The sequence below is a fragment of the Leucobacter sp. UCD-THU genome (assembly GCF_000349545.1).
In the GTDB taxonomy this organism is placed as follows: Bacteria; Actinomycetota; Actinomycetes; order Actinomycetales; family Microbacteriaceae; genus Leucobacter; species Leucobacter muris.
In genome coordinates this window covers 455,403-475,449 of the sequence record NZ_KB714601.1, presented here as the reverse complement: position 1 = coordinate 475,449, position 20,047 = coordinate 455,403, and the positions used below count along the sequence as shown (strand labels likewise).

The 20,047-nt window shown below is 71.4% G+C and carries 13 protein-coding genes and 1 tRNA gene; 8 read left to right on the top strand and 6 right to left on the bottom strand.

Annotated elements, in window-relative coordinates:
- Positions 1-106 precede the first annotated feature (106 nt).
- Positions 107-1,276, top strand: coding sequence for an NAD(P)/FAD-dependent oxidoreductase (locus H490_RS23140; protein WP_017883839.1), 1,170 nt, complete (start codon positions 107-109; stop codon positions 1,274-1,276).
- A 52-nt stretch (positions 1,277-1,328) separates the two neighbouring features.
- The gene (locus H490_RS23135) at positions 1,329-2,987 is read left to right on the top strand and encodes an amidohydrolase (protein ID WP_017883838.1); all 1,659 of its coding nucleotides are present in this window, start codon (positions 1,329-1,331) and stop codon (positions 2,985-2,987) included.
- A gap of 162 nt (positions 2,988-3,149) precedes the next feature.
- On the opposite strand, the gene H490_RS23130 is transcribed toward H490_RS23135, so the two are convergent.
- The 3 genes from H490_RS23130 to H490_RS23120 form a co-directional block, all read right to left on the bottom strand.
- A complete protein-coding gene (locus H490_RS23130) occupies positions 3,150-4,469 on the bottom strand; it encodes a flavin monoamine oxidase family protein (protein WP_017883837.1) in 1,320 nt (439 codons plus the stop codon).
- Positions 4,470-4,735: 266 nt separating this feature from the next.
- Positions 4,736-5,560 carry a purine-nucleoside phosphorylase gene (locus H490_RS23125; protein WP_031289953.1) on the bottom strand — a complete coding sequence of 275 codons (825 nt, stop codon included), beginning with the start codon at positions 5,558-5,560 and terminating at the stop codon, positions 4,736-4,738.
- Positions 5,561-5,570: 10 nt separating this feature from the next.
- Positions 5,571-8,348: an aminotransferase class I/II-fold pyridoxal phosphate-dependent enzyme gene (locus tag H490_RS23120; RefSeq protein WP_017883835.1), complete on the bottom strand. Its 2,778-nt coding sequence runs from the start codon at positions 8,346-8,348 to the stop codon at positions 5,571-5,573.
- A 275-nt stretch (positions 8,349-8,623) separates the two neighbouring features.
- Between H490_RS23120 and H490_RS23115 the strand changes: the two genes are divergently transcribed.
- Together H490_RS23115 and H490_RS23110 are read left to right on the top strand one after the other, a co-directional pair.
- Positions 8,624-10,063 carry an NAD(P)H-quinone dehydrogenase gene (locus tag H490_RS23115; RefSeq protein WP_017883834.1) on the top strand — a complete coding sequence of 480 codons (1,440 nt, stop codon included), beginning with the start codon at positions 8,624-8,626 and terminating at the stop codon, positions 10,061-10,063.
- Positions 10,064-10,141: 78 nt separating this feature from the next.
- Positions 10,142-10,525 (top strand): cupredoxin domain-containing protein, encoded by a 384-nt coding sequence (locus H490_RS23110; RefSeq protein ID WP_017883833.1) that lies wholly within the window; start codon positions 10,142-10,144, stop codon positions 10,523-10,525.
- A 70-nt stretch (positions 10,526-10,595) separates the two neighbouring features.
- On the opposite strand, the gene H490_RS23105 is transcribed toward H490_RS23110, so the two are convergent.
- From H490_RS23105 to H490_RS23095, 3 genes are all read right to left on the bottom strand, one after another.
- On the bottom strand, positions 10,596-11,933 hold the full coding sequence (locus H490_RS23105; protein ID WP_017883832.1) for a class I SAM-dependent RNA methyltransferase: 1,338 nt from the start codon (positions 11,931-11,933) through the stop codon (positions 10,596-10,598).
- A 134-nt stretch (positions 11,934-12,067) separates the two neighbouring features.
- Positions 12,068-12,141, bottom strand: a tRNA-Gly gene (locus H490_RS23100).
- A 54-nt stretch (positions 12,142-12,195) separates the two neighbouring features.
- A complete protein-coding gene (locus H490_RS23095; RefSeq protein ID WP_017883831.1) occupies positions 12,196-13,473 on the bottom strand; it encodes a serine hydrolase domain-containing protein in 1,278 nt (425 codons plus the stop codon).
- A 121-nt stretch (positions 13,474-13,594) separates the two neighbouring features.
- On the opposite strand from H490_RS23095, the gene H490_RS31685 reads away from it, so the two are divergent.
- The 4 genes from H490_RS31685 (at position 13,595) to H490_RS23080 (ending at position 20,047) form a co-directional block, all read left to right on the top strand.
- Complete coding sequence (locus H490_RS31685) at positions 13,595-14,626, top strand: biliverdin-producing heme oxygenase (RefSeq protein ID WP_202950831.1); 1,032 nt, start codon at positions 13,595-13,597, stop codon at positions 14,624-14,626.
- Between the two features lie 1,835 nt (positions 14,627-16,461).
- Positions 16,462-17,967, top strand: coding sequence for a sugar ABC transporter ATP-binding protein (locus tag H490_RS23090; protein ID WP_017883829.1), 1,506 nt, complete (start codon positions 16,462-16,464; stop codon positions 17,965-17,967).
- Positions 17,964-18,983, top strand: coding sequence for an ABC transporter permease (locus tag H490_RS23085; RefSeq protein WP_017883828.1), 1,020 nt, complete (start codon positions 17,964-17,966; stop codon positions 18,981-18,983). Before H490_RS23090 ends, H490_RS23085 begins: the two co-directional genes overlap by 4 nt.
- The gene (locus tag H490_RS23080; RefSeq protein ID WP_017883827.1) at positions 18,980-20,047 is read left to right on the top strand and encodes an ABC transporter permease; all 1,068 of its coding nucleotides are present in this window, start codon (positions 18,980-18,982) and stop codon (positions 20,045-20,047) included. Before H490_RS23085 ends, H490_RS23080 begins: the two co-directional genes overlap by 4 nt.

The window sequence follows — 20,047 nt, the reverse complement described above, 5'->3', positions numbered from 1 at the left end:
GCCTCGGGGCGCTCGCTCGGAGGGGCGGCGGGATCCGCGGATCCGGGGCCCCTCCGAGTCGGTCTCGCCGAGCGAGCAGCCCGCCCGGGCCGAGAGGAACCGCACCATGAGCGACACCGCGATCGTCATCGGCGCAGGCGCCTGGGGCCTGCCCACCTCGCTGCAGCTGCAGGATCGCGGCTGGCGCGTCACCCTGATCGAGCGCTTCGACGCGGGCGGACCCTACGCGTCGAGCGGCGGCAGCACCCGCCTCTGGCGGCTCGCCGACACCCGGGTGTGGCGCGCGCGGGCCATGCTCGGCACGCTCGGGGCGATGGAGCGGCTGAGCGAGCGCCTCGGCACACCGGTCTTCCGCCGCACGGGACTGCTGTGGCGAGACCACTCATCCCTGCCCGACGTGGCCCAAGCGCTCGTCTCGATCGGCCAGCCCGTCGAGCGCGTCGCCGCCGACCGGGTGGCGGAGCGATTCGCGGGGCTGCGGCCCGACGGCCGTGACGCGCTGTTCGTGGAGCAGGCCGGCGTCGTGCTCGCCGATCGCCTGCTGCGGGAGGCCCTCGCCGCTTTCACTGCGACGGGCGGTCGGTACCGCCCGAGCACGCGCGCGACGGGGATCGAGCCCGGAGTCCGATCGGTGCGGGTCGCACTCGCCGACGGCGACGCCCTCGAAGCCGACCAGGTGCTCGTCGCGGCCGGGCCGGGCACCGCCGAACTGCTGCCCGGGCTCGATCTCGCACTGCCGCTCACGCCCTACATCGAGCAGGTGGTCACCCTCGGCGATCCCGCCGCCTCGCCGCCGGCTCCGGATCTGCCCGGCCTCATCGACTGCCCCACCGGCGACGCGCCCGGCGTCTACGCCATGCCGAACGGAGCGGCTGGCTACAAGGTGGGGCTCGACCAGCCGCTCCGCCCCCTCGCGGGCGGCACGCTCGGCGACGACCTCGACCGAGCCGAGCACCCCCGCCGCACCGAGCAGATCTGCGCCCGCGTCGAACGCGACCTCACCGCCGTGCCGCCCCGCGTGCTCACGACGCAGGTGTGCACGTGGACCGACTCCGGCGACGGCGACTTCATCGTCGGCCGCACCCACCCGGGGGTCGTGCTCGCGTGCGGCGACTCCGGCGAGGGCTTCAAATATGCTGCCTTCATGGGCGAGTACCTCGCCGATCTCATCGAGGGAGGAGCGGGGGATCCCGAGTTCCAGCGGCGCTGGCGCCCGGGGCGCTTCGGCCGCGACACCCCGCCCCGCACCCGCTTCGACGCCATCGGCAGGCACTGACCCCGCCTCCGATGGCCCACGCACCCAGACCCACCCACATCGAAGGAGCCGCATGCAGACCTCCCCCACCGCAGCAGACCTCGCCATCGTCGGGGCGCGCCTGCGCACCAACACCGGCGCCCACTCGGACGCCACCGCGATCCTCGTCCGAGACGGCCGCATCGCCGCTCTCGGCGGCGACGACTCGATCCGTGACGCCGCCGCCGAGGCCGGCATCGAGGTGCGCGACGTCGCGGGCGCCACCGTCACCCCCGGTCTCTTCGACGGGCACACCCACCCCCACTGGGCCGCAGATCTCACCGCAGGCATCGACCTCGGCGGGCTCGGCACGGTCGACGAACTGCGCGCCGCGATCGCGGCCGAGCACGAGCGGCTGCCCGAGGGCGCCTGGCTGCGCGGCTGGAACCTCGAGTACGAGCCGTTCGAGCACGGCGCCGGCGAACCGGGCGGCATGCGCGGCGAACTGCTCGAGGACGCCGCCCCCGGCCGCCCCGTCGCGCTCATCTGCTACGACCTGCACACCGCCCTCGCCACCGCCCCCGCGCTCGCCGCCGCCGGCATCACCGGCGCCCGCGACTTCGACGACGCCAGCGAGATCGTGGTCGACGCCGACGGCACGCCCACCGGCGAGCTGCGCGAGCCCACCGCCTACAACCTGCTCTTCGACGCCGCGCCCAAGCCGTCGCACGACGACGAGCGCGATGCGCTGCGCGACATGTTCCGGCGGCTCGCCACGGCCGGCCTCACCGGCGGAGCCATCATGGACGGCAAGGATCGCACCGTCGAACTGCTCGCCGAGCTCGAGGCGCGGGGCGAACTCGACCACCGCGTCACCGTGCACCACTGGCACGCCGTCGGCGACACCGACGACGACGTGGCCCGCGTCATCGCCGCGAAGGACCGCCGCGGCCGTCTCTGGCAGACCGGCGCCATCAAGCTCTTCAGCGACGGCGTGATCGACACCGGCACCGCCTGGCTGCACGCCCCCGACACCTGCGGCGACGGGCGCGCGCCGTTCTGGCCCTCGTGGGAGCGCTACGCCGAAGTGGTGCGGGCCTATCACGACGCCGGCATGCTGATCGCCACGCACGCCGTCGGCGACTACGCCGTGAGCCGCGTGCTCGACGTCTACGCCTCGCTGCCTCCGCGCGAGGGACTGCCCTTCCACTCCGTCGAGCACCTCGAAGTGCTCGCCGATGCCGACATCGAGCAGCTGCGCGAGCTCGCGAACGGCGACGGCCCCGCCTCGGGCGTGACCGCCTCGATGCAGCCGCTGCACATGCAGTGGCGCGCCGCCGATCACAGCGACGGGTGGGCCGCCCGGCTCGGCGAGGGCCGGGACGAGACCGGATACCGGGTGCGCGACGTGCTCGACGCGGGCGTCACCCTCGTGCTCGGCTCGGACTGGCCCGTCGCGCAGTACGACCCGCGGCTCGGCATGGCGTGGGCGCGCGGCCGGCACACGCCCGGCGACGCCTCGGCGCACGTCTTCGAGCCCGCGCAGCGGCTGAGCGGCGAGGAGGCGCTGCTCGCCTACACCCTGTGGCCCGCCCGGGCGCGCGGGCACCAGGATCGCGGCGTGCTCGCCCCGGGGGCGGTCGCCGACCTGACGGTCTGGGGCGCCGACCCGGTCGCGGCGACCCCCGACGAGCTGCCCGAGGTGCCGATCCGCCTCACCGTCGTCGAGGGGCGCGTCGTCTTCGAGGGGTGACCGCTTCCGGCGGACCCGGTGTCCCGGAGTCACCGGAGCTTCGGACCTCACCCGTGTTTCGGATCGATTCCCACGTCTCGGTCCGAAACACGGGTGAGCCCCGAGACACGGGAGCGGCCGCGACGGCGCCGGGCGCTGCCCTCGCGCTCGGCGTCCTCGCGCTCAGCTGCGCTCGAGGGCTTCGGCGACGCGTCGGGCTTCGCGCAGGCCGCTCTCGATCGCACCGTCGATGAAGCCGCCCCAGAGATTCGCATTGTCGGTCGTGGCGAAGTGCACGACGCCGGCGGGCTGCTGCAGCTCCTCGAGGTCGCGGGTGAGCTGACCGGGGCGGTGGGTCATCCAGGTGTTGCGGGCGAGCGGGTCGGTCATCCAGTCGTGAGCGGTGGCCTCGGTGACCTCGATGCCGGGCCGGAAGGCGTCGACGGCCGCCTGCACACCCGCGAGGTCGTCGACGTCGATGCGGCCGTGCTCGGGGCCGAACCCGACGAGGATCGTGTAGTCGCCGCGCTCGTCGCTGCAGTAGAACTCGGCCTTGAGCACCGACAGCGGGTGGTGCTGGCTGGCGTAGGCGAAGAATCTCGGCAGGTGCCCCTCGGCGCGGATCCACACCTTCGTGCCCTGCGAGGCGACGGTCTCGGCGCTCTGGCGCTGCCAGGCGTCGGGCAGGGGCGGATCGAAGCGGATACCCGTGACGGCGTTGACCGGCAGGGTGCTCACGACGCGGCGTGCGCGGATCCGCGTGCCGTCCCCGGTCTCGACGACCGCGTGCGCGTCGGATCCCGCATCCTCCTGCGTCACCGACACGACCGTCGTGTTCAGTCGGATCTCGCCCGGCACGTCGGCCGCGATCCGGTCCGTGAAGCCGCGCATCCCGTCGACCACCCGGAAGGTGGCCGACGCCTCGTGCATGAGCTGCCAGTGGCCGCCGGTGGCGGACACCCAGCGCAGCGCGCTCGACAGGCCGACCTGGTCGAGGGGCGCGTTCACGTGCCCCACCCACACCGACTCGTTCGCGGCGCGCGCCTCGGGGTCGAGGTCGAGCGCGTCGAAGCGGTCCTGGATGCTCAGCGCGTCGAGCTCCTGGATGTGCCCCGTCGTGGGCTCGGTGCCGCGAGGCATCGCCTCGCGCACGTCGTCGATCACCAGCTGCTGGCCCTCGTCGATGAGCGCCATGAACTCGGCGAGGTCGCCCTTGCGCGGCGTGCCGTCGGCGCCGTGCCAGTACGCCTCCTCGGCGGCCGGGCTGCGCACGATCTCGCGGCCGTAGCGGGTGGCCTCGGCCCACACGTGCGGCTGCACCCAGTGGATCCAGTTCGCACCCATCTCGAGGTCGTGGCCGAGGCGGTGGTCGGTCCAGGTGCGGCCGCCGATGCGGTCCCGCGCCTCGAGCGTCACCACCTCGAACCCTGCCCGGCCGAGTTCGCGCGAGGCCACGAGGCCCGCGAACCCGGCGCCGATGACCACGACGTCGACCGACTGCATATTCTCTCCTTCGAGTGGCGGCTCTGCCTGCAACGCTGTTCAGCCTATCCGCAGGGCGGGGGCGCCGGCGGCAGACGTTCCCAACGAAAACGGGGCGCGGATCGTACGAACGTATGCGATCCGGCGCCCCGCCTCTCGTGCGGCGAGTCCGACCCCGCTCGGGCGAAGCGGCCGAGAACCATCTGAACGGGCCGGGACCCGTTGCACGACGTGCGCGCCCTCGAAGCCCCGCCGAGCCCCTCGAGCCGGGAGGCGACGAGCGCGGCCTACAGTCGCGCGACGACGCGGGAGAGCAGCTCGGCGAGACGCGGCTCGGCGGCCCTGCCCTCGGCGAGCACCTCCTCGTGGCTCAGCGGATCGCCCATGCCCGCGGCCGGGTTGGTGATGAGCGAGAGCCCGAGCACCTCCATGCCGGCCTGCCGTGCCGCGATCGCCTCGAGCGCGGTCGACATGCCCACGATCTGCCCGCCGACCACCCGCAGGTAGTGGATCTCGGCCGGGGTCTCGTAGTGCGGCCCGGGCAGCTGCACGTAGACGCCCTGTTGCAGCGCCGGCTCGACCTCGCGGGCGAGATCGCGCAGCCGAGACGCGTAGAGGTCGGTGAGATCGATGAAGTCGGCGCCCTCGACGGGCGACGCGGCGGTGAGGTTGAGGTGATCCGAGATGAGCACCGGCTCGCCCGCCCTGAATGCGGGATCGATGCCGCCCGCCCCGTTCGTGAGGATCATGGTCGCCGCACCGGCCGCCGCCGCGGTGCGCACGCCGTGCACGACGGCGCGCACGCCGCGACCCTCGTAGAAGTGGGTGCGCGCCCCGATCACGAGCGCGTGCTTGCCGCTCGCGAGGCGGATCGAGCGCAGCGTGCCCGAGTGCCCGGGCACGCCCGAGACGTGGAAGCCGGGCACCTGCTCGGCCGGGATCACGGCGACGGTCTCGCCGATCACATCGGCGGCCTTGCCCCAGCCGCTGCCGAGGGTGAGGCCGATGTCGTGCCGATCGACGCCCGTCAGCCGGGCGATGGCGGCGGCGGCCTCGGCCGCGAGCGCCGCGGGGCCGTCGATGGATGCTGCGTGATCCTGCGCGTGGTTCATGCCCACCAGCCTATTCGGCGCGCAGCACTCGGTAACCGCGTCGCGGGTCGTAGCCGTGGATCTCGCGGGTGTCGAGCACGGCCATGAAGTCGAGCACCTCCGCGGTGATGATCTGGCCGGGCACGAGCACGGGGAAGCCGGGCGGGTAGGGCGTGACGAATCCCGCCGACACGGGCTGCTCGCCGCGGTCGACGCGCTCGCGCAGCTCGCCGGGCGGCACGTGCTCGATGTGCCGTCGCTGCTGCCCGCGGAAGAACGCGGTGCGCACGTCGCCGTCGGGCAGCCCCGGGGCGTCGTAACCCGGGGCGAAGGCGCTGAAGTCGGGCAGCGGCGGCATCGGGGCCTCGGCGGCGAGAGCGGCCTGGGCGAGCTCGGGATCGAGCTGCGCCCGATCCTCTTCGAAACGCTCCGCGAGCTTCACGAGCACCTCGATGAGGTAGGCGATCGCGCTGCGGGTGGTGCCGATGTTCGTCATGAAGAGCACCGTGTTGCGGCTGGTCTTGTTGACCTGGATGCCGTAGCGGTTCATGAGGTGCTCGTGCTTGAAGGTGTCGCCGTCGACGCCCGTGCGGGTGATCTCGACGGTCACCCGCGACGGGTCGATCACGAACTCGTCGGCCGCCCACGCCTGCCACATCGAGGCGAGGCCGTCGCGCAGCGGCATGGGACGCCGAGTCTCCCGGTGCCCCGCGGGGATCAGCTCGTTCGCGGTGAGCACGCGGTAGGTGCGGCGCAACAGCGGGTGCCTCGCGATCGACTGCGACAGGCTGGTGGCGAGATCGAGCTGGCGCTGCACCAGGTTGAAGCCCTCGAGCTCGACCTGCCGGCGCCCCAGGTCGAGGGAGGCGAGGATCTGGTAGTTGGGCGAGGTCGACGTGTGCGTCATGAACGCCTCGTGGAAGGGCTCCTCGGCCTCGCGCACCCAGTCCTGATCGTAGACGTGGATCATCGATCCCTGCCGCAGCGCGGTGAGCGTCTTGTGGGTGGAGTGGGTGGCGTAGACGCGGATGCGGGCGTCGGGGCTCGGGATCAGGCGTTCCTCGAGCCACACCTCGTCGGCGGCCGGCGTGCCGTCGGCGTCGTAGAGCCGCTGCTGCTGAGCGCGGTGGGCGGCCGCGTGCGCCGAGGTCCTGAGCCGCTCCTCAAGGTTCTTCGCCGACGCCATCGCGGTGCGCCGTCGGGTCACGGGGTGGAAGGCGGCGAACGCGAACCAGGCCTCGTCCCACAGGAACACGAGGTCGGGTTTGATCGCCAGGCACTCGGCCATGACCCGCTCGGGGTCGTAGACGATGCCGTCGAAGGTGCAGTTGGTGAGCGTCACCATGCGCACCTCGTCGAGGCGGCCTGCGGCGCGGTAGTCGAGCAGCAGCTGCTTGATGCGGTCGAGCGGCACGGCGCCGTAGAAGGCGAAGTCGTTGAGCGGGTACGCCTCGAGGTAGGCGGCGCGGCCGCCGGTCAGCATCATGGCGTGGTGGTGCGACTTGTGGCAGTTGCGGTCGACGAGCACGACGTCGCCGGGGCCGACGAGCGCCTGGTGCACGATCTTGTTGGCGGTGGAGGTGCCGTTCGTGACGAAGAAGGAGTGCTTCGCGCCGAAGGCGCGCGCGGCGAGATCCTGCGCCTTCTTGATCGCGCCCGTGGGCGCGAGCAGCGAGTCGAGGCCGCCCGAGGTGGCGCTCGTCTCGGCGAGCAGCAGGTTGAGGCCGTAGAAGTCGACGAGGTCGCGGATCCACTTCGAGTTGACCACGGAGCCGCCGCGGGCGATCGGCAGGGCGTGGAAGACGCCGACGGGGCGGCGGGCGTGATCCTGGATGGCCGAGAAGAAGGGGGTGTCGTAGAGGTGGGAGACGCGGCGCAGCAGCGAGAGGTGCAGCTCGAGCTGATCCTCGCGTCGGAACACCCGCCGGAAGCGGCGCGTGAGCGCTCCCGCGAGATCCTCGATGTGCGCGCCCGCCATGAGGTACAGGTCGAGTTCGGGGCGGATCGCGGCGAGGGTGTCGGCGAGGCCGAGCACGCGCTGCACCGACGCGAGCGAGGAGCGTTCGGAGGTGTGACCGGTGCTCACCTGGGAGCGGGCCAGGCGGATCGTCTCGACCAGGTCGCGGCTCAGTCGCTGCCGGGTGCGGTCGCTGAAGCCGGGTCGCACCACGCAGGCGAGGATGTTGGGGTTCGTGAGCACCGCCGCGACGGCGTCGTCGGCCGAGGGCACCACCACGAACTCGTAGACGAACGCGTCGGCGGCGCCGCGCAGGCGCAGCGCCTCGGAGCGCATCGCGTCGCGGTCGGCGGGGGTGGTCTCGTCGACCACGAGCACCTCGAAGCGCGGGCGGGGGTCGGCGTCGGCGGCCAGCTCGGCCCGCTCCTGCTCGTCGAGGTGCTCGTCGCGCGGCTCGTCGGGCACGGTGTCGCCCCGCAGCCGGTTGACGACGCGGCCGATGCGATCCAGGGCGATCCGGTAGTCGCCGGCCTCGAGCAGCTCGCCGATGCCGCGCACGTAGCGCTGCCCGAAGCCCGCCCAGTACATCTCCATCGTCTCGAGCGCCCGGAGATTGCGGTGGATCTCGCTGTCGCTCGCGAGCGCCTCGGCGTCCTCGCCGCCCAGCGCGAGCCGCTTCACCGCGAAGCGCAGGTACTCCCACGCGTCGCTGCGCAGCCGCCAGGTGCTCGACGGCATGCCGGGGTCGCGCTCGAGGGCGGAGGATCCGGCGCTGCGCGGCAGCCGCGAGACGCCCGAGGCAGCGCGATCGGACGACTCATCGAGGGGGATCCCGTGCTCGAACCTCGTCATGTGCAGTCGTCCTTCCCAAACCTCGTCGTTCCAGCGGTGCCCAGTCGCCGCGCTTCAACGATCCTAGAGCGTTGCGAATGCCCGAGAACGTACTCGGCGGCGAACAGCAGAGGAGGCGTTCGTTCGCAACGGTTTCCCCCGTTTTCAGACTGATTCCGTCACTATTCCGCAGGTGGCGGGAGAGACCGTCGCGGTGGTTCCCGAAGCCCTGCGGAGGCGGCCCTGACGGCTCCGACGGCGACGCGGGCGCCGGCCGCAGAGCCTAGGATGGAGGCATGGCGAAAGCGTATGAACGGAAGCATCGGATCGCCGTGCTCGGCGGCGGCCCCGGCGGATACGAAGCGGCGCTCGCGGGCGCCCAGCTCGGCGCCGAGGTCACCCTGATCGAGCGCGCCGGCGTGGGCGGGGCGGCGGTACTCACCGACGTCGTGCCCTCGAAGAGCCTCATCGCGACCGCCGGAGGCGTGCAGGCCGTGCGCGACTCCGGCCGACTGGGCGTGCAGGCCTTCGTGCCCGGCGGCGACGGCAAGCCCGTGCGCCCCGAGATCGCCGTCAATCTCGCCGCGGTCAACAAGCGCCTGCTCGCCATGGCCGGCGCGCAGTCCGTCGACATGCTGCACAGCCTCGAGAGCGCCGGCGTGCGCGTCGTGCAGGGCGAGGGCCGCCTCGACGGCCCCGGGGCCGTGCTCGTCTCGACCGCCGCGGGCGACGGCGGCACCGACTTCGACCGCGTCGAGGCCGACACCATCGTCGTCGCCGTGGGATCCAGCCCCCGCGAACTCGACTCCGCGAAACCCGACGGCGAGCGCATCCTCACCTGGAAGCAGCTCTACGACCTGCCCGCCATCCCCGAGCACCTCGTGGTGGTGGGGTCGGGCGTCACCGGCGCCGAGTTCGCCAACGCCTACCGCACGCTCGGCGCAGAGGTCACCCTCGTCTCGAGCCGCGAGCAGGTGCTGCCCGGCGAGGACCCCGACGCCGCCGCGGTGATCGAGCGCGAGTTCAAGCGCCTCGGCATGAACGTCATGTCGAAGTCGCGCGCCGACTCGGTCGTGCGCACCGATACCGGCGTGCTCGTCACCCTCTCGGACGGGCGCACCATCGAGGGCTCGCACTGCCTCATGGCGGTCGGGTCGATCCCGAACACCCGCGGCCTCGGCCTCGAAGAGGCGGGCGTGCAGCTCACCGAGAGCGGGCACATCCGGGTCAACAAGGTGGCGCGCACGGGCGTGCCCTCGGTCTACGCCGCTGGCGACTGCACCGACTTCTTCCCGCTGGCGTCGGTCGCGTCCATGCAGGGCCGCACCGCGATCATGCACGCGCTCGGCGACTTCGTGCGCCCGATCGACCTGCGCAACGTCGCCGCCAACGTGTTCACCTACCCCGAGATCGCGACGGTGGGCTGGAACGAGCGCACCCTCGCCGAGTCCGAGGGGCTCGCCCAGCACGTCACCCACACCGTGCCGCTCAACGTGAACCCCCGGGCGAAGATGATCGGCTTCACCGACGGCTTCGTGAAACTCTTCGCGTGGAAGGCCTCCGGCACCGTGATCGGCGGGGTCATCGTCGCCCACCGCGCCAGCGAGCTCATCTTCTCCCTCGCGCTCGCCGTCGAGCACCGCCTCACCGTCGATCAGGTCGCCTCGGCGTTCGCCGTCTACCCGTCGATGACCGGCGCCATCACCGACGCCGCCCGGGCCCTGCACCGCCACTGAGCCGGGCCCGCCCCTCCCGCCGTCGACGGCCGCGTCCGTCGCCGCGTACCCCCCTCGCCTCGACCCCAGGAGCTCACCGTGTCCCGCGAAATCCCAGAGATCACCCGCCGCGGAGCGATCGGCGGCGTGCTCGGAGCCGTCGGGGTCGGGGCGCTCGCCTCCCTGACGGGGTGCTCGCCGTCGAAGCCCGATCCCGTGCCCTCCGACGACGCCGAACCCGATGTGACCGTGCACGCCGTCGACAACCGCTTCGAGCCCGCCGAGGTCGAGATCGCTCCGGGTTCGGCCGTGCGCTGGGTGTTCGAGGGCACCGCCGAGCACGACGTGGTCGCCGCTGACGGCAGTTTCGTGAGCGAGCTCATGCACGAGGGCAGCTACACCCACGTCTTCGACGAGGCGGGCGACTTCGAATACGACTGCTCCGTGCACCCCGAGATGACCGGCGTGGTGCGGGTGCGATAACCCAAGCCCGGGCTGCGAAGCCGGCCGCGCAGCGGGCGAGGGTCGGGATCGAGCCCGACCGGCCCCGCCGCTACGCCCGCTGGAACGTCGCCAGCGTCTCGAAGTGGTGCGTGTGCGGGAAGATGTCGAACGCCCGCAGCCCTGTGAGCTCGTACCCCGACTCGCGCAGCGTCTTCGTGTCGCGGGCGAGCGCGACCGGGTCGCAGGCCACGTACACGATGTTCGCCGGGGCGAGCTCGGCGATCTGACCCGTCACCCCGCCGCCCGCGCCCGAGCGGGGCGGATCCAGCACCACCGTGCCGCGGCGCAGTCGATCCCGCACCGGCGCCGAGGCCTGCAGCAGCTCGGCCAGGTGCCGGTCCACGCGAGCCGTGAGGGCGAGCGCGCCCACCAGCTCCGACAGGTTCTCGGCCGCGTCGTCGGTCGCGCCGGCGTCAGCCTCGACCGTGGTCACCTTGAGCGCGGGCCCGGCGGCCTCCGCCATCGCGGCGGCCAGCAGGCCGGCGCCGCCGTAGAGATCGAGGTTGCCCGCCGCAGGATCGAAGCGGCCGTCGTCGATCAGATCGAGGATCGCGTCGCGCACTGCGGTGAACAGCACTGCCGGCGCCTGGCGATGCACCTGCCAGAAGCCGCCGGCGCGCACCAGGAAGCCGCGATCCTCGACCAGCTCCCGGATCGTGTCGTTCTCACCTGCCCGCGTCTTCTCTTCGGTGAGTCCGAGCAGCATGCGGGGGTCGTCGGCGGCCGGGTCGATGAGGTCGACCGTCGCGGCACCCGGCATCGACTCGCCGAGAGGCGCGATCTGCGCGATACCCTCGGTGGCGAGCGGCAGCGACTCGACCGGGATCACACGACGGCTGCGCGCCGCGTAGGGCCCGACGGCGCCGGTCTCGGCGTCGACGTGCAGCCGCACGCGCGTACGGTAGCCGAGGCCGCCCGTCTGCTCGTCGCCGGGCGCCGGCTCGACCAGTTCGGCCAGCGCCTCGGCGAGATCCTCGCCCTCCTCGGCGGCGAGCTCGACGTCGCCGAAGCGCCGCATCGCGTCGGTCAGCACCTCGGCCTTGAGCGCGCGCTGGCGCTCCGGCGAGATGTGGCCGAACTCGGCACCGCCCGCACGATCCTCGGGGTCGCGATCGAGCGCGGCCTCGGCCCAGACGTGGTCGCGGCGATCCTCTGACGCGTCGAGCACCTCGACCGTCGTCGCGCGGGCGAACGACTTCTTCTTCGCGTCGGTCACCCGGGCGCGCACCCGCTCGCCCGGGATCGCGTCGGCGACGAACACCACGCGCCCCTCGTGCCGGGCGACGCTCACCCCGCCGTGGGCGATGCCGGTGACGTCGAGCTCGATCGTCTCGCCGATCTCGAGCGGCGTGTGTGCGGAGTGTGCGCGTGAAGACATGAGCACCATTCTCCCATCTCGGGGAGGGGCTGTCTGCGCGGTCCGCGCGTCGAAGCGGCCGCCTCGGCCGCGGTTCCGGGTTCTCGGGGATTGCCGGAGGTCCTGGAATGGGGGAAGGCCCGCCGGGGGCGGGCCTTCAGGAGTGGAGGGACCGACGGGAATCGAACCCGCGTTCTCAGCTTGGGAAGCTGATGTCTTACCATTAGACGACGATCCCAGGGCGATGGCGCCGCACCAACTATAGCAGGGCGCGGGGCGCTCGCCGGGCGCCCTATTCGGCGGCCTCGGCCTCGGGTGCGGCCTGGCAGATGGCGGCCTGCGCGAGCAGGCCGGCCTGGTCGGCGGCGGTCCACGGAAGCTCCGGTCCGGCGCCCGCCTCGGACGAGAGCGCGGCGAGTTCGAACGCGAGCGTCTTCACGAAACCGGCGCCTGCCGACGAGTTGTTGAGGGCGACGACCACGGAGAACCCGGACTCGGGATCGTGGTAAGCGGCGGTCAGCGTGCCGGTGATGGCCCCGCTGCGGCCGTAGAGCGGGCCCACCTTGTCCATGCCGAACGCCCACTGGGGGCCGGCCTCGTCGGGCTCGCCGGTCGGGGTGCCCTCGGCGTCGCGCTCGGGGTTCTGCAGTGGAGCGGTCTGCGTGACCTGCTGCGCGGCCTCGCCCCCGAAGGCGCCGTCGAGGTAGTGCTCGTAGAAGTTCTTGAGGTCGGTCACGGTGGTGACCGTGCCGCCGGCCCCGCCGAGCATGGAGGGCGACACCTCGGGCTTCTCGACGGCTCCGGCCTCGCAGACGGGTGCGCCCCCGTTGGAGGGGTAGGCGAGTCCCGCCAGTGTGTCGCCGCCGATGGTGGTGCTCGTGAGCGCGGGGTAGTAGCTGGAGCCCATGCCCGCCGGCTCGAAGACGCGGCTCTTCAGCAGTTCGGAGATGTCGTCTCCGGTCTTGACGTGCAGCGCGCGGGAGAGGATGAGCGCGTTGGTGTCGGAGACGTTCACGTCGAGCCCGGGCCACGGGAGCGGCGAGTCCGTGAGGCCCTGGGCGATGAGCTCCTGCTCGGGCCAGGGGCGGGTGGGGTTGTTGACGAAGATGTCGGCGAGGCCGGCCTTGTAGTCGGCGATCCCGGAGGTCATCTCGCAGAGCTGGCCGTAGGTGACCTCGTCGAGGCCCGACTGGCGGGTCAGATCTTTCTCGACGAGGCGGCCGAGCTTCACCGTGCCGTCTTCGACGAGGTCGAGCAGCAGCGCGCACATGACCGGCTGCGTGGCCTGGGCGCCGCGGATCAGGGTCTTGCCGTCGACGCCGTCGCCGTAGCCCCGCACGTACGCGTTCTCACCGGACCACACCCCCACGACGGCTTCGGTCGATCCGCTCTGCTGCATCGCGGTCGCGATCGCCTCGTCGATGCCGGCCGAGAGGCCCTGATCGAGGGTGGCGACGTCTCCCGAGGGGGAGGCGGCGGATCCGCCGGTGCACGCGGTGAGGCCGAGGGCGGCTGTCGCGATGAGCGCGATGGCCGCGAAGCGGGAGCGCTGTGCAAGTCTCGGGATCAAACTCGACCGCCAATCTCGGCTGAAACACGATAAAGAACAAATGAGATTCTAGTGCGGGAGTCTGGGAGTGCGGTTCCCGGGGCTCCCCAGGTAAGGCTTACCTGAGTAAGATGGGACGGTGATGAGCTTTGCAGATGACGTGATCGCCGCAGTGACCGGTCACATGAATGGCGACCACCCGGAAGACAATCTGCTGATCGCCCGCGCGTTCGGCTACCCCGACGCGGTGTCGAGCCGCATGGTCGGGGTGACGGGCGAGGCCGGCGTGTGGCTCGTGGCCGACGCGTCGGGCGAGCGCGAGGTGTCGGTCCCGTGGCCGGGAGGCGCGATCTCGGAGCGCCCCGAGATCCGCCGCGAGGTCGTCGCGCTCTACCAGTCGGCCTGCGAGAAGCTCGGGGTGCCCGCCCGCGAGGAGCACGGCAGCGCCTCGCCGCACGGGGCCCACCATCACGGGGGCGCGCAGCGCGGGCGCCACGCGGCGGGCGACGCCGAGTCGGGCGAGAAGCCGTTCTCGACGGTGGTGCGCGAGAGCTCGTGGTCGGATCACTCCGACAGCGAGGGCGCCACCTTCATGGAGGACATCATGCGCGGCAAGGGCTCGCTGCAGGACTACATCGATCTCGTGGCGCAGCACTTCTACATGTACGAGGCGCTCGAGGAGAGCTCCGATCGGTTCGCGGCGGATCCCGCCTTCGCCCCCTTCCACTCGCGGGGGCTCGTGCGCATGCCGGCGATCGAGGCCGATCTCGCGCACCTGATCGGCGACGATTGGCGCGAGCGCATCGAGGCGGTGCCCGCCACCGCGGCGTACGCCGCGCGCATCCGCGAGATCGCCGAGGAGGGCTGGGTCGCCGGCCTCGTCGCCCATCACTACACGCGCTACCTCGGCGACCTGTCCGGCGGCCAGATGATCGCGAAGCGGGTCGCGAAGCAGCACGGCCTGGATCGTGAGGGGGTCGCCTTCTACGACTTCTCGGAGCTGGGCTCGCTCGTCGATTTCAAGAACGAGTACCGGGTCGCGCTCGACGCGCTCGGGGCCGGCCTCGATGACGAGGAGCGCGCGCGCATGCTCGACGAGGTGCGGGCCGCATACGCGTTCAACACGGCCGTGTTCATCGACCTCGGCAAGGCGCGCGACGCCGTCGCGGCGTAGCCGGGAGCGGAGGCCGCGGCCGGGCTGCGCGAGCCGACCGCGGCGAGCACGGGCCCGTCGAACGGGGTCAGGCCTTCTCGAGGCTGCGGCGCTCGGCGAAGAACCTCACGACGTTGGGGTCGACGATCACGTCGCGCGGCTGCAGCGGGCGCCGCAGGAAGAGCCCGTCGAGCGAGCGCACGCGGCTGAGCGCCACATAGGTCTGGCCGGCGCTGAAGGCGCGGGGGCCGAGGTCGATCACGGCGGCGTCGTAGGTGTGGCCCTGCGATTTGTGCACCGTCACGGCCCAGGCGAGGCGCAGCGGGAACTGCTCGAACTCGGCCACGACCTCTTTCTCGAGCTTCTTGGTCTCGGCGTCGTAGCGGTAGCGGTAGCGCTCCCAGACGGTGGGCTCGACCTCGAACTCCTCGCGGTCGACCTCGACCCACACGGTGCCGTCGATGCGGGAGACCGTGCCGATGGTGCCGTTCAGATCGGAAGAGCGTCGTGTAGGGAAAGAGTGTAGATCTCGNCGGCGGCGTCGTAGGTGTGGCCCTGCGATTTGTGCACCGTCACGGCCCAGGCGAGGCGCAGCGGGAACTGCTCGAACTCGGCCACGACCTCTTTCTCGAGCTTCTTGGTCTCGGCGTCGTAGCGGTAGCGGTAGCGCTCCCAGACGGTGGGCTCGACCTCGAACTCCTCGCGGTCGACCTCGACCCACACGGTGCCGTCGATGCGGGAGACCGTGCCGATGGTGCCGTTCACCCAGCGACCGTCGGAGTCGTTGCGCAGGAACATCACCTGGGCGCCCGGTTTGAGTTCGAGCACCTCGTCGGCGGGGTAGGTGTTCTCCCTGAACTCGCCGTTGACCTCGGCGACGGCGCGCAGCGATGAGCCGCGGATCTCGGCGAGCCGCTCGGCGTTGATGCGGTTGACGGTGGCGTTGGTCGTGGCGAGCGTGATGACGTCGCGGGGCGCGGGGCGCGCGCCCGCCGCGTTGAGCTCGGCCGCCTGATCCTCTTCGACGACGCCGTGGCGCACCGCTCCGAGGATCTGCTTGAAGCGGTCGTCGCGCTGCCGGTGCACCTCGTTGAGCTCGATCACCGACATGGGCGTGGTGGCCCAGACCTTCGCGTCGAAGAACCACAGCGAGCGGTAGGTGTCGGCGAAGTAGGCGCGCTCGTGGGGGTCTCGGGGCGGCACGGGCGGCAGCTGGAAGGGGTCGCCGAACATGATGATCTGGGCTCCGCCGAACGGGTCGTGGCGCTTGCCCCTGGCGAGACGCAGCGAGCGGTCGATCGCGTCCATGAGGTCGGCCGAGACCATCGAGATCTCGTCGATGACGAGCGTGTCGATGGAGGCGAGCATCTTCTTGAGCTCGGCGGGCTGGTCGAGGTCGTGATCGGCGATGATGCCGGTGGGGAGGCGCAGCAGCGAGTGGATGGTCTGGCCGCCCACATTGAGGGCGGCGACGCCGGTGGGGGCGCAGACCGCGATGATCTTGCTGGTGTTCCACGACAGGTGGCCCAGGATCGTCGACTTGCCGGTACCCGCCCGCCCGGTCACGAAGACGTGCTCGCGGGTGTGCTCGATGCGCTCGTATACGGCGAGCTGCTCGGGGGAGAGGTCGGGGCGTGCCACCGATCCAGGCTACCCCGGCGCCGGCCCGTCGGGGTGCGCCGGAAGGCGTGGCGCTGCAGGGGGTGTCGCGAGGGTGCGGGCGGGAGGCCACGTTTCGGTAACGATCAGAAAAGTTACATTTGCTTACACCGTGAGCATGTGTCAAGATCATCTGGTCAGAGGGTGAGCGCATGCTCACCTCGTGAATTATCGCTCACAGTGCTGTGGAGGTGACAGTGTCGGACACGCTGACCCAACGTCCCGTAGTCGTCGAGGTCGACGACCTGTGGAAGTCGTTCGGTGGGAACCCCGTGCTGCGCGGCGTCAACATCGACGTGCACCAGGGCGAGATCCACGCCCTCGTCGGCGGCAACGGCGCGGGCAAGTCGACGTTGATGAAGGCCATCACCGGCCTCATCGAGCCCGACGCCGGTCGCATCGCCATCGGCGGCAACGAGGTGAAGAACCTCTCGCCGAAGGCGGCCCACGCCAACTCGGTCTACATGGTGCCGCAGGAGCCGAAGCTCTTCCCGAACCTCTCCGTCTACGAGAACGTCGTGCTCGCCCTCGGCTCGCGCAAGGTGAGCCGCGACGAGGTCTCCGAGGTGATCGGATCGCTCGGCCATCCCATCGACCTCGAGCAGCCCGCGAGCGAGCTGTCGATCTCCGACCAGCAGCTCATCGAGCTGGTGCGCGGCATCCTGCGCGAGGCCCGGCTGCTCATCGTCGACGAGCCGACGGCGGCGCTCACCGCCCGCGAGGTCGACCGCCTCTTCGCCCAGCTGCGGCAGCTCGCCGCGAGCGGCGTCGGCATCTTCTACGTGAGCCACCGCATGTCCGAGATCTTCGAGCTCTGCGACCGTGTGACCGTGCTGCGCGACGGCAACATGGTGCTGCAGTCGCACACCTCCGAGGTCGACGTCGACGCGCTCGTGCAGGCCATGGTCCCCGATGCGCAGCTGCAGCAGCGCCGCAACAGCGGCGCCGCCTTCGATCGCGGCGACACACCGGTGATGACGGTCGAGTCGATGAGCGGGCAGGGCTTCGTCGATGTCTCGTTCGAGGTGTACCCCGGCGAGGTGCTCGGGATCGCGGGCGTGGTCGGCAGCGGGCGCACCGAGCTGGCCGAGACCCTGTACGGACTGCGCCCGGGTGCCGGCGCGGTGCACCTGAACGGCGCGGCCTTCGAGCGCCCGACGCCGCGCAAAGCGCTCGAGCGGGGTCTCGCCTACGTGCCCGAGGATCGCCACGCGCACGGCATCTTCCTCATCGCCTCGGTGGTCGAGAACACGACCGCCTCGGTGCTGAAGCGCGTGAGCACCGCCGGCATCCTCAGCACCCGCAAGGAGAACGAGCTCACCGACCGCTTCGCGAACGACCTCTCGCTGCAGGCCGGCAGCCGCAGGCGGCGGCTCGCCAACCTGTCCGGCGGCAACCAGCAGAAGGTGTCGCTCGCGAAGGCGCTCGCCTCGAACCCATCGGTCATCATCCTCGACGAGCCCTCTCGCGGCGTCGACGTCGCGGCCCGCGAGGACCTCTACCGCCTCATCGATCGCATGGCGCTCGAGGGCCTCGCGGTCGTGCTCATCTCCTCGGACTTCGAGGAGGTCGTCGACCTGAGCCACCGCGTGCTCGTGATGCGCGACGGCCGCATCCGCGGCGAGCTCGCCGGCGACGACATCTCGCTGAGGTCGGTGCGCGACGCCTCGTTCGGTTCGGTCAGAGAGGGCAACCAGTCATGAAGTCCCTGTTGAAGCATCGCGAGATCATCACGATCGGGGGAGTGGTGCTGCTCGTCGCGATCGTCGGCGCGTTCCACTCCAGCTTCCTCGATCCCGCCAACCTCGTCCGGGTGCTGAACTCGACCGTGATCCTCGCCCTGCTCGGGGCCGGCAGCGCGATCGTCATCATCACCCGCAACATCGACGTCTCGGTCGGGTCGACGCTCGCGCTCTCGGGCATCGTCGGCGCGATGCTCATGCGCGACGGCGCCCCCATCTGGGTCGCGGTGCTCGCGGTGCTCGGCCTCGGCGCGGTGCTCGGTGCGATCAACGGCATCGGCGTCACCTACGGCCACGTGCCCTCCATCGTGATGACGCTCGGCACCCTCGCGGCCTACCGGGGCATCTCCTTCCTGATCACCGGAGGCCACTCGATCGAGAGCCTGCCCGCGGCCTACCGGCGGGTGGGGCGCATCGAGATACTGGGCGTGCCGATCCTCATCTGGATCGCGGTCGCGGTGATCGCCGCGCTCGCCCTGCTCATGGCCCGCACCAAGTTCGGACGCAGCTTCTACGCGACCGGCGACAACGCCGAGGGCGCGTACCTCGTCGGCATCTCCACCAACACCATCGTGATCCTCGCCTACACGATCTCGGGCCTGCTGGCCGGCGCCGCGGCCCTCGTGTTCCTGGCCCAGGTGGGCTCGATCGGCAACCAGGCCGGTCAGGGCATCGAGATGCGGGCCATCGCGGCCGCCGTGATCGGCGGCGTCTCGCTCACGGGCGGCGTGGGCACCGTGGTCGGCGCCGTCTTCGGTGCGATCTTCATCAGCACGGCCACGAGCTCGCTGAGCTTCCTCGGGATCCCCGGCTCCTGGTCCGACACGGTCATCGGTGCGATCCTGCTGGCCGCGCTCTTCGCGGACTCCCGCGTGCGCGCCCTCGTCTCGAAGCGGCGGCTCGCCGCCCGCTACAGCGCCCTCGCCGATGAGACGGCCGAGGGGCATCCGAAGCTCGAAAGTGAGGTGCGCTCATGAACGCGCTGCAGTCGCGACTGAAGATCTTCGCACGCTGGGAGGTCGGCCTCATCGGGGTGCTGGTGCTCGAGCTCGTGATCTTCAGCTCGCTCAACTCGAAGTTCCTCGACCCGAACCGACTGCTGTTCTCGATGTCCGACTTCATCTACCTCGGGATCATCGCGCTGCCCCTCGCGATCGTGATGATCACGGGCGGCATCGACATCAGCTTCGCCTCGGTGGCCTCGCTCAGCGCGATCGTGATGGGTGTGAGCTTCAAGAGCGGCGTCGGCATCTGGGGCGCGCTCGTGATCGGTCTGCTCGCCGCGGTCGCCGCGGGGCTCGTCAACGGCCTGCTCATCATCCTCACCCGCGCCAACCCGATGGTCATCACCCTCGGCACCCAGTTCCTCTTCGCCGGACTCGCGCTCGCGGCGTCGGGCTTGGGCGGCATCTCCTCGTTCGAGGGCGTCTCCGGCCTGCCCGACGAGTTCACCGGAATCGCGGGCGGCCGCACCTTCGGGCTGCCGAACATGCTGCTCGTCTTCGCCGTGGTCACCGTGCTGTTCGCGGTGCTGCTCGGCCGCTCGACCTTCGGCCGTCAGGCCCGCCTCATCGGAGCGAACCCGGTCGCCGCGCGCTACGCGGGCTTCCGCTCCGACGCCGTCATCGTGGGCGCCTACGTGCTCACGTCGCTCTCCGCCGGCATCGTCGGGATCCTGCTGACCTCGTACGTGGGATCGGCGCGCGCCGACATCGGGGCCTCGCTGCTCATGCCGGTGCTGACCCTCGTGGTGATCGGCGGCGTGTCGATGTACGGGGGCGAGGGATCGATCTTCGGCGTGGTGGTCGCGACCTTCGTGATCGGCTTCCTGCAGCAGGGCCTGCGGTTCGCGCGGCTCTCGGAGAACGAGGTCGCCGTGTTCACCGGCGTCATCCTCGTGGCCGTCGCGAGCCTGCGCTGGTGGAGCGCCAACTGGTCGGAGCGCGTGCGGAACAACCGCGTGCGCCGGGAGAACCTGCGCAGGCAGGCGGGGGCGGTCGACGGACCGCGCACCCCGGTAGCTGCCGCGTCGGAAGTGTGA

What these genes read in the sequence shown, in the direction of transcription:
- H490_RS23140 (WP_017883839.1), top strand. Translation starts at nt 107, where the DNA reads ATGAGCGACACCGCGATCGTCATCGGCGCAGGCGCCTGGGGCCTGCCC.
- H490_RS23135 (WP_017883838.1), top strand. Translation starts at nt 1,329, where the DNA reads ATGCAGACCTCCCCCACCGCAGCAGACCTCGCCATCGTCGGGGCGCGC.
- H490_RS23130 (WP_017883837.1), bottom strand. Translation starts at nt 4,469, where the DNA reads ATGCAGTCGGTCGACGTCGTGGTCATCGGCGCCGGGTTCGCGGGCCTC.
- H490_RS23125 (WP_031289953.1), bottom strand. Translation starts at nt 5,560, where the DNA reads ATGAACCACGCGCAGGATCACGCAGCATCCATCGACGGCCCCGCGGCG.
- H490_RS23120 (WP_017883835.1), bottom strand. Translation starts at nt 8,348, where the DNA reads ATGACGAGGTTCGAGCACGGGATCCCCCTCGATGAGTCGTCCGATCGC.
- H490_RS23115 (WP_017883834.1), top strand. Translation starts at nt 8,624, where the DNA reads ATGGCGAAAGCGTATGAACGGAAGCATCGGATCGCCGTGCTCGGCGGC.
- H490_RS23105 (WP_017883832.1), bottom strand. Translation starts at nt 11,933, where the DNA reads ATGGTGCTCATGTCTTCACGCGCACACTCCGCACACACGCCGCTCGAG.
- H490_RS31685 (WP_202950831.1), top strand. Translation starts at nt 13,595, where the DNA reads ATGAGCTTTGCAGATGACGTGATCGCCGCAGTGACCGGTCACATGAAT.
- H490_RS23085 (WP_017883828.1), top strand. Translation starts at nt 17,964, where the DNA reads ATGAAGTCCCTGTTGAAGCATCGCGAGATCATCACGATCGGGGGAGTG.
- H490_RS23080 (WP_017883827.1), top strand. Translation starts at nt 18,980, where the DNA reads ATGAACGCGCTGCAGTCGCGACTGAAGATCTTCGCACGCTGGGAGGTC.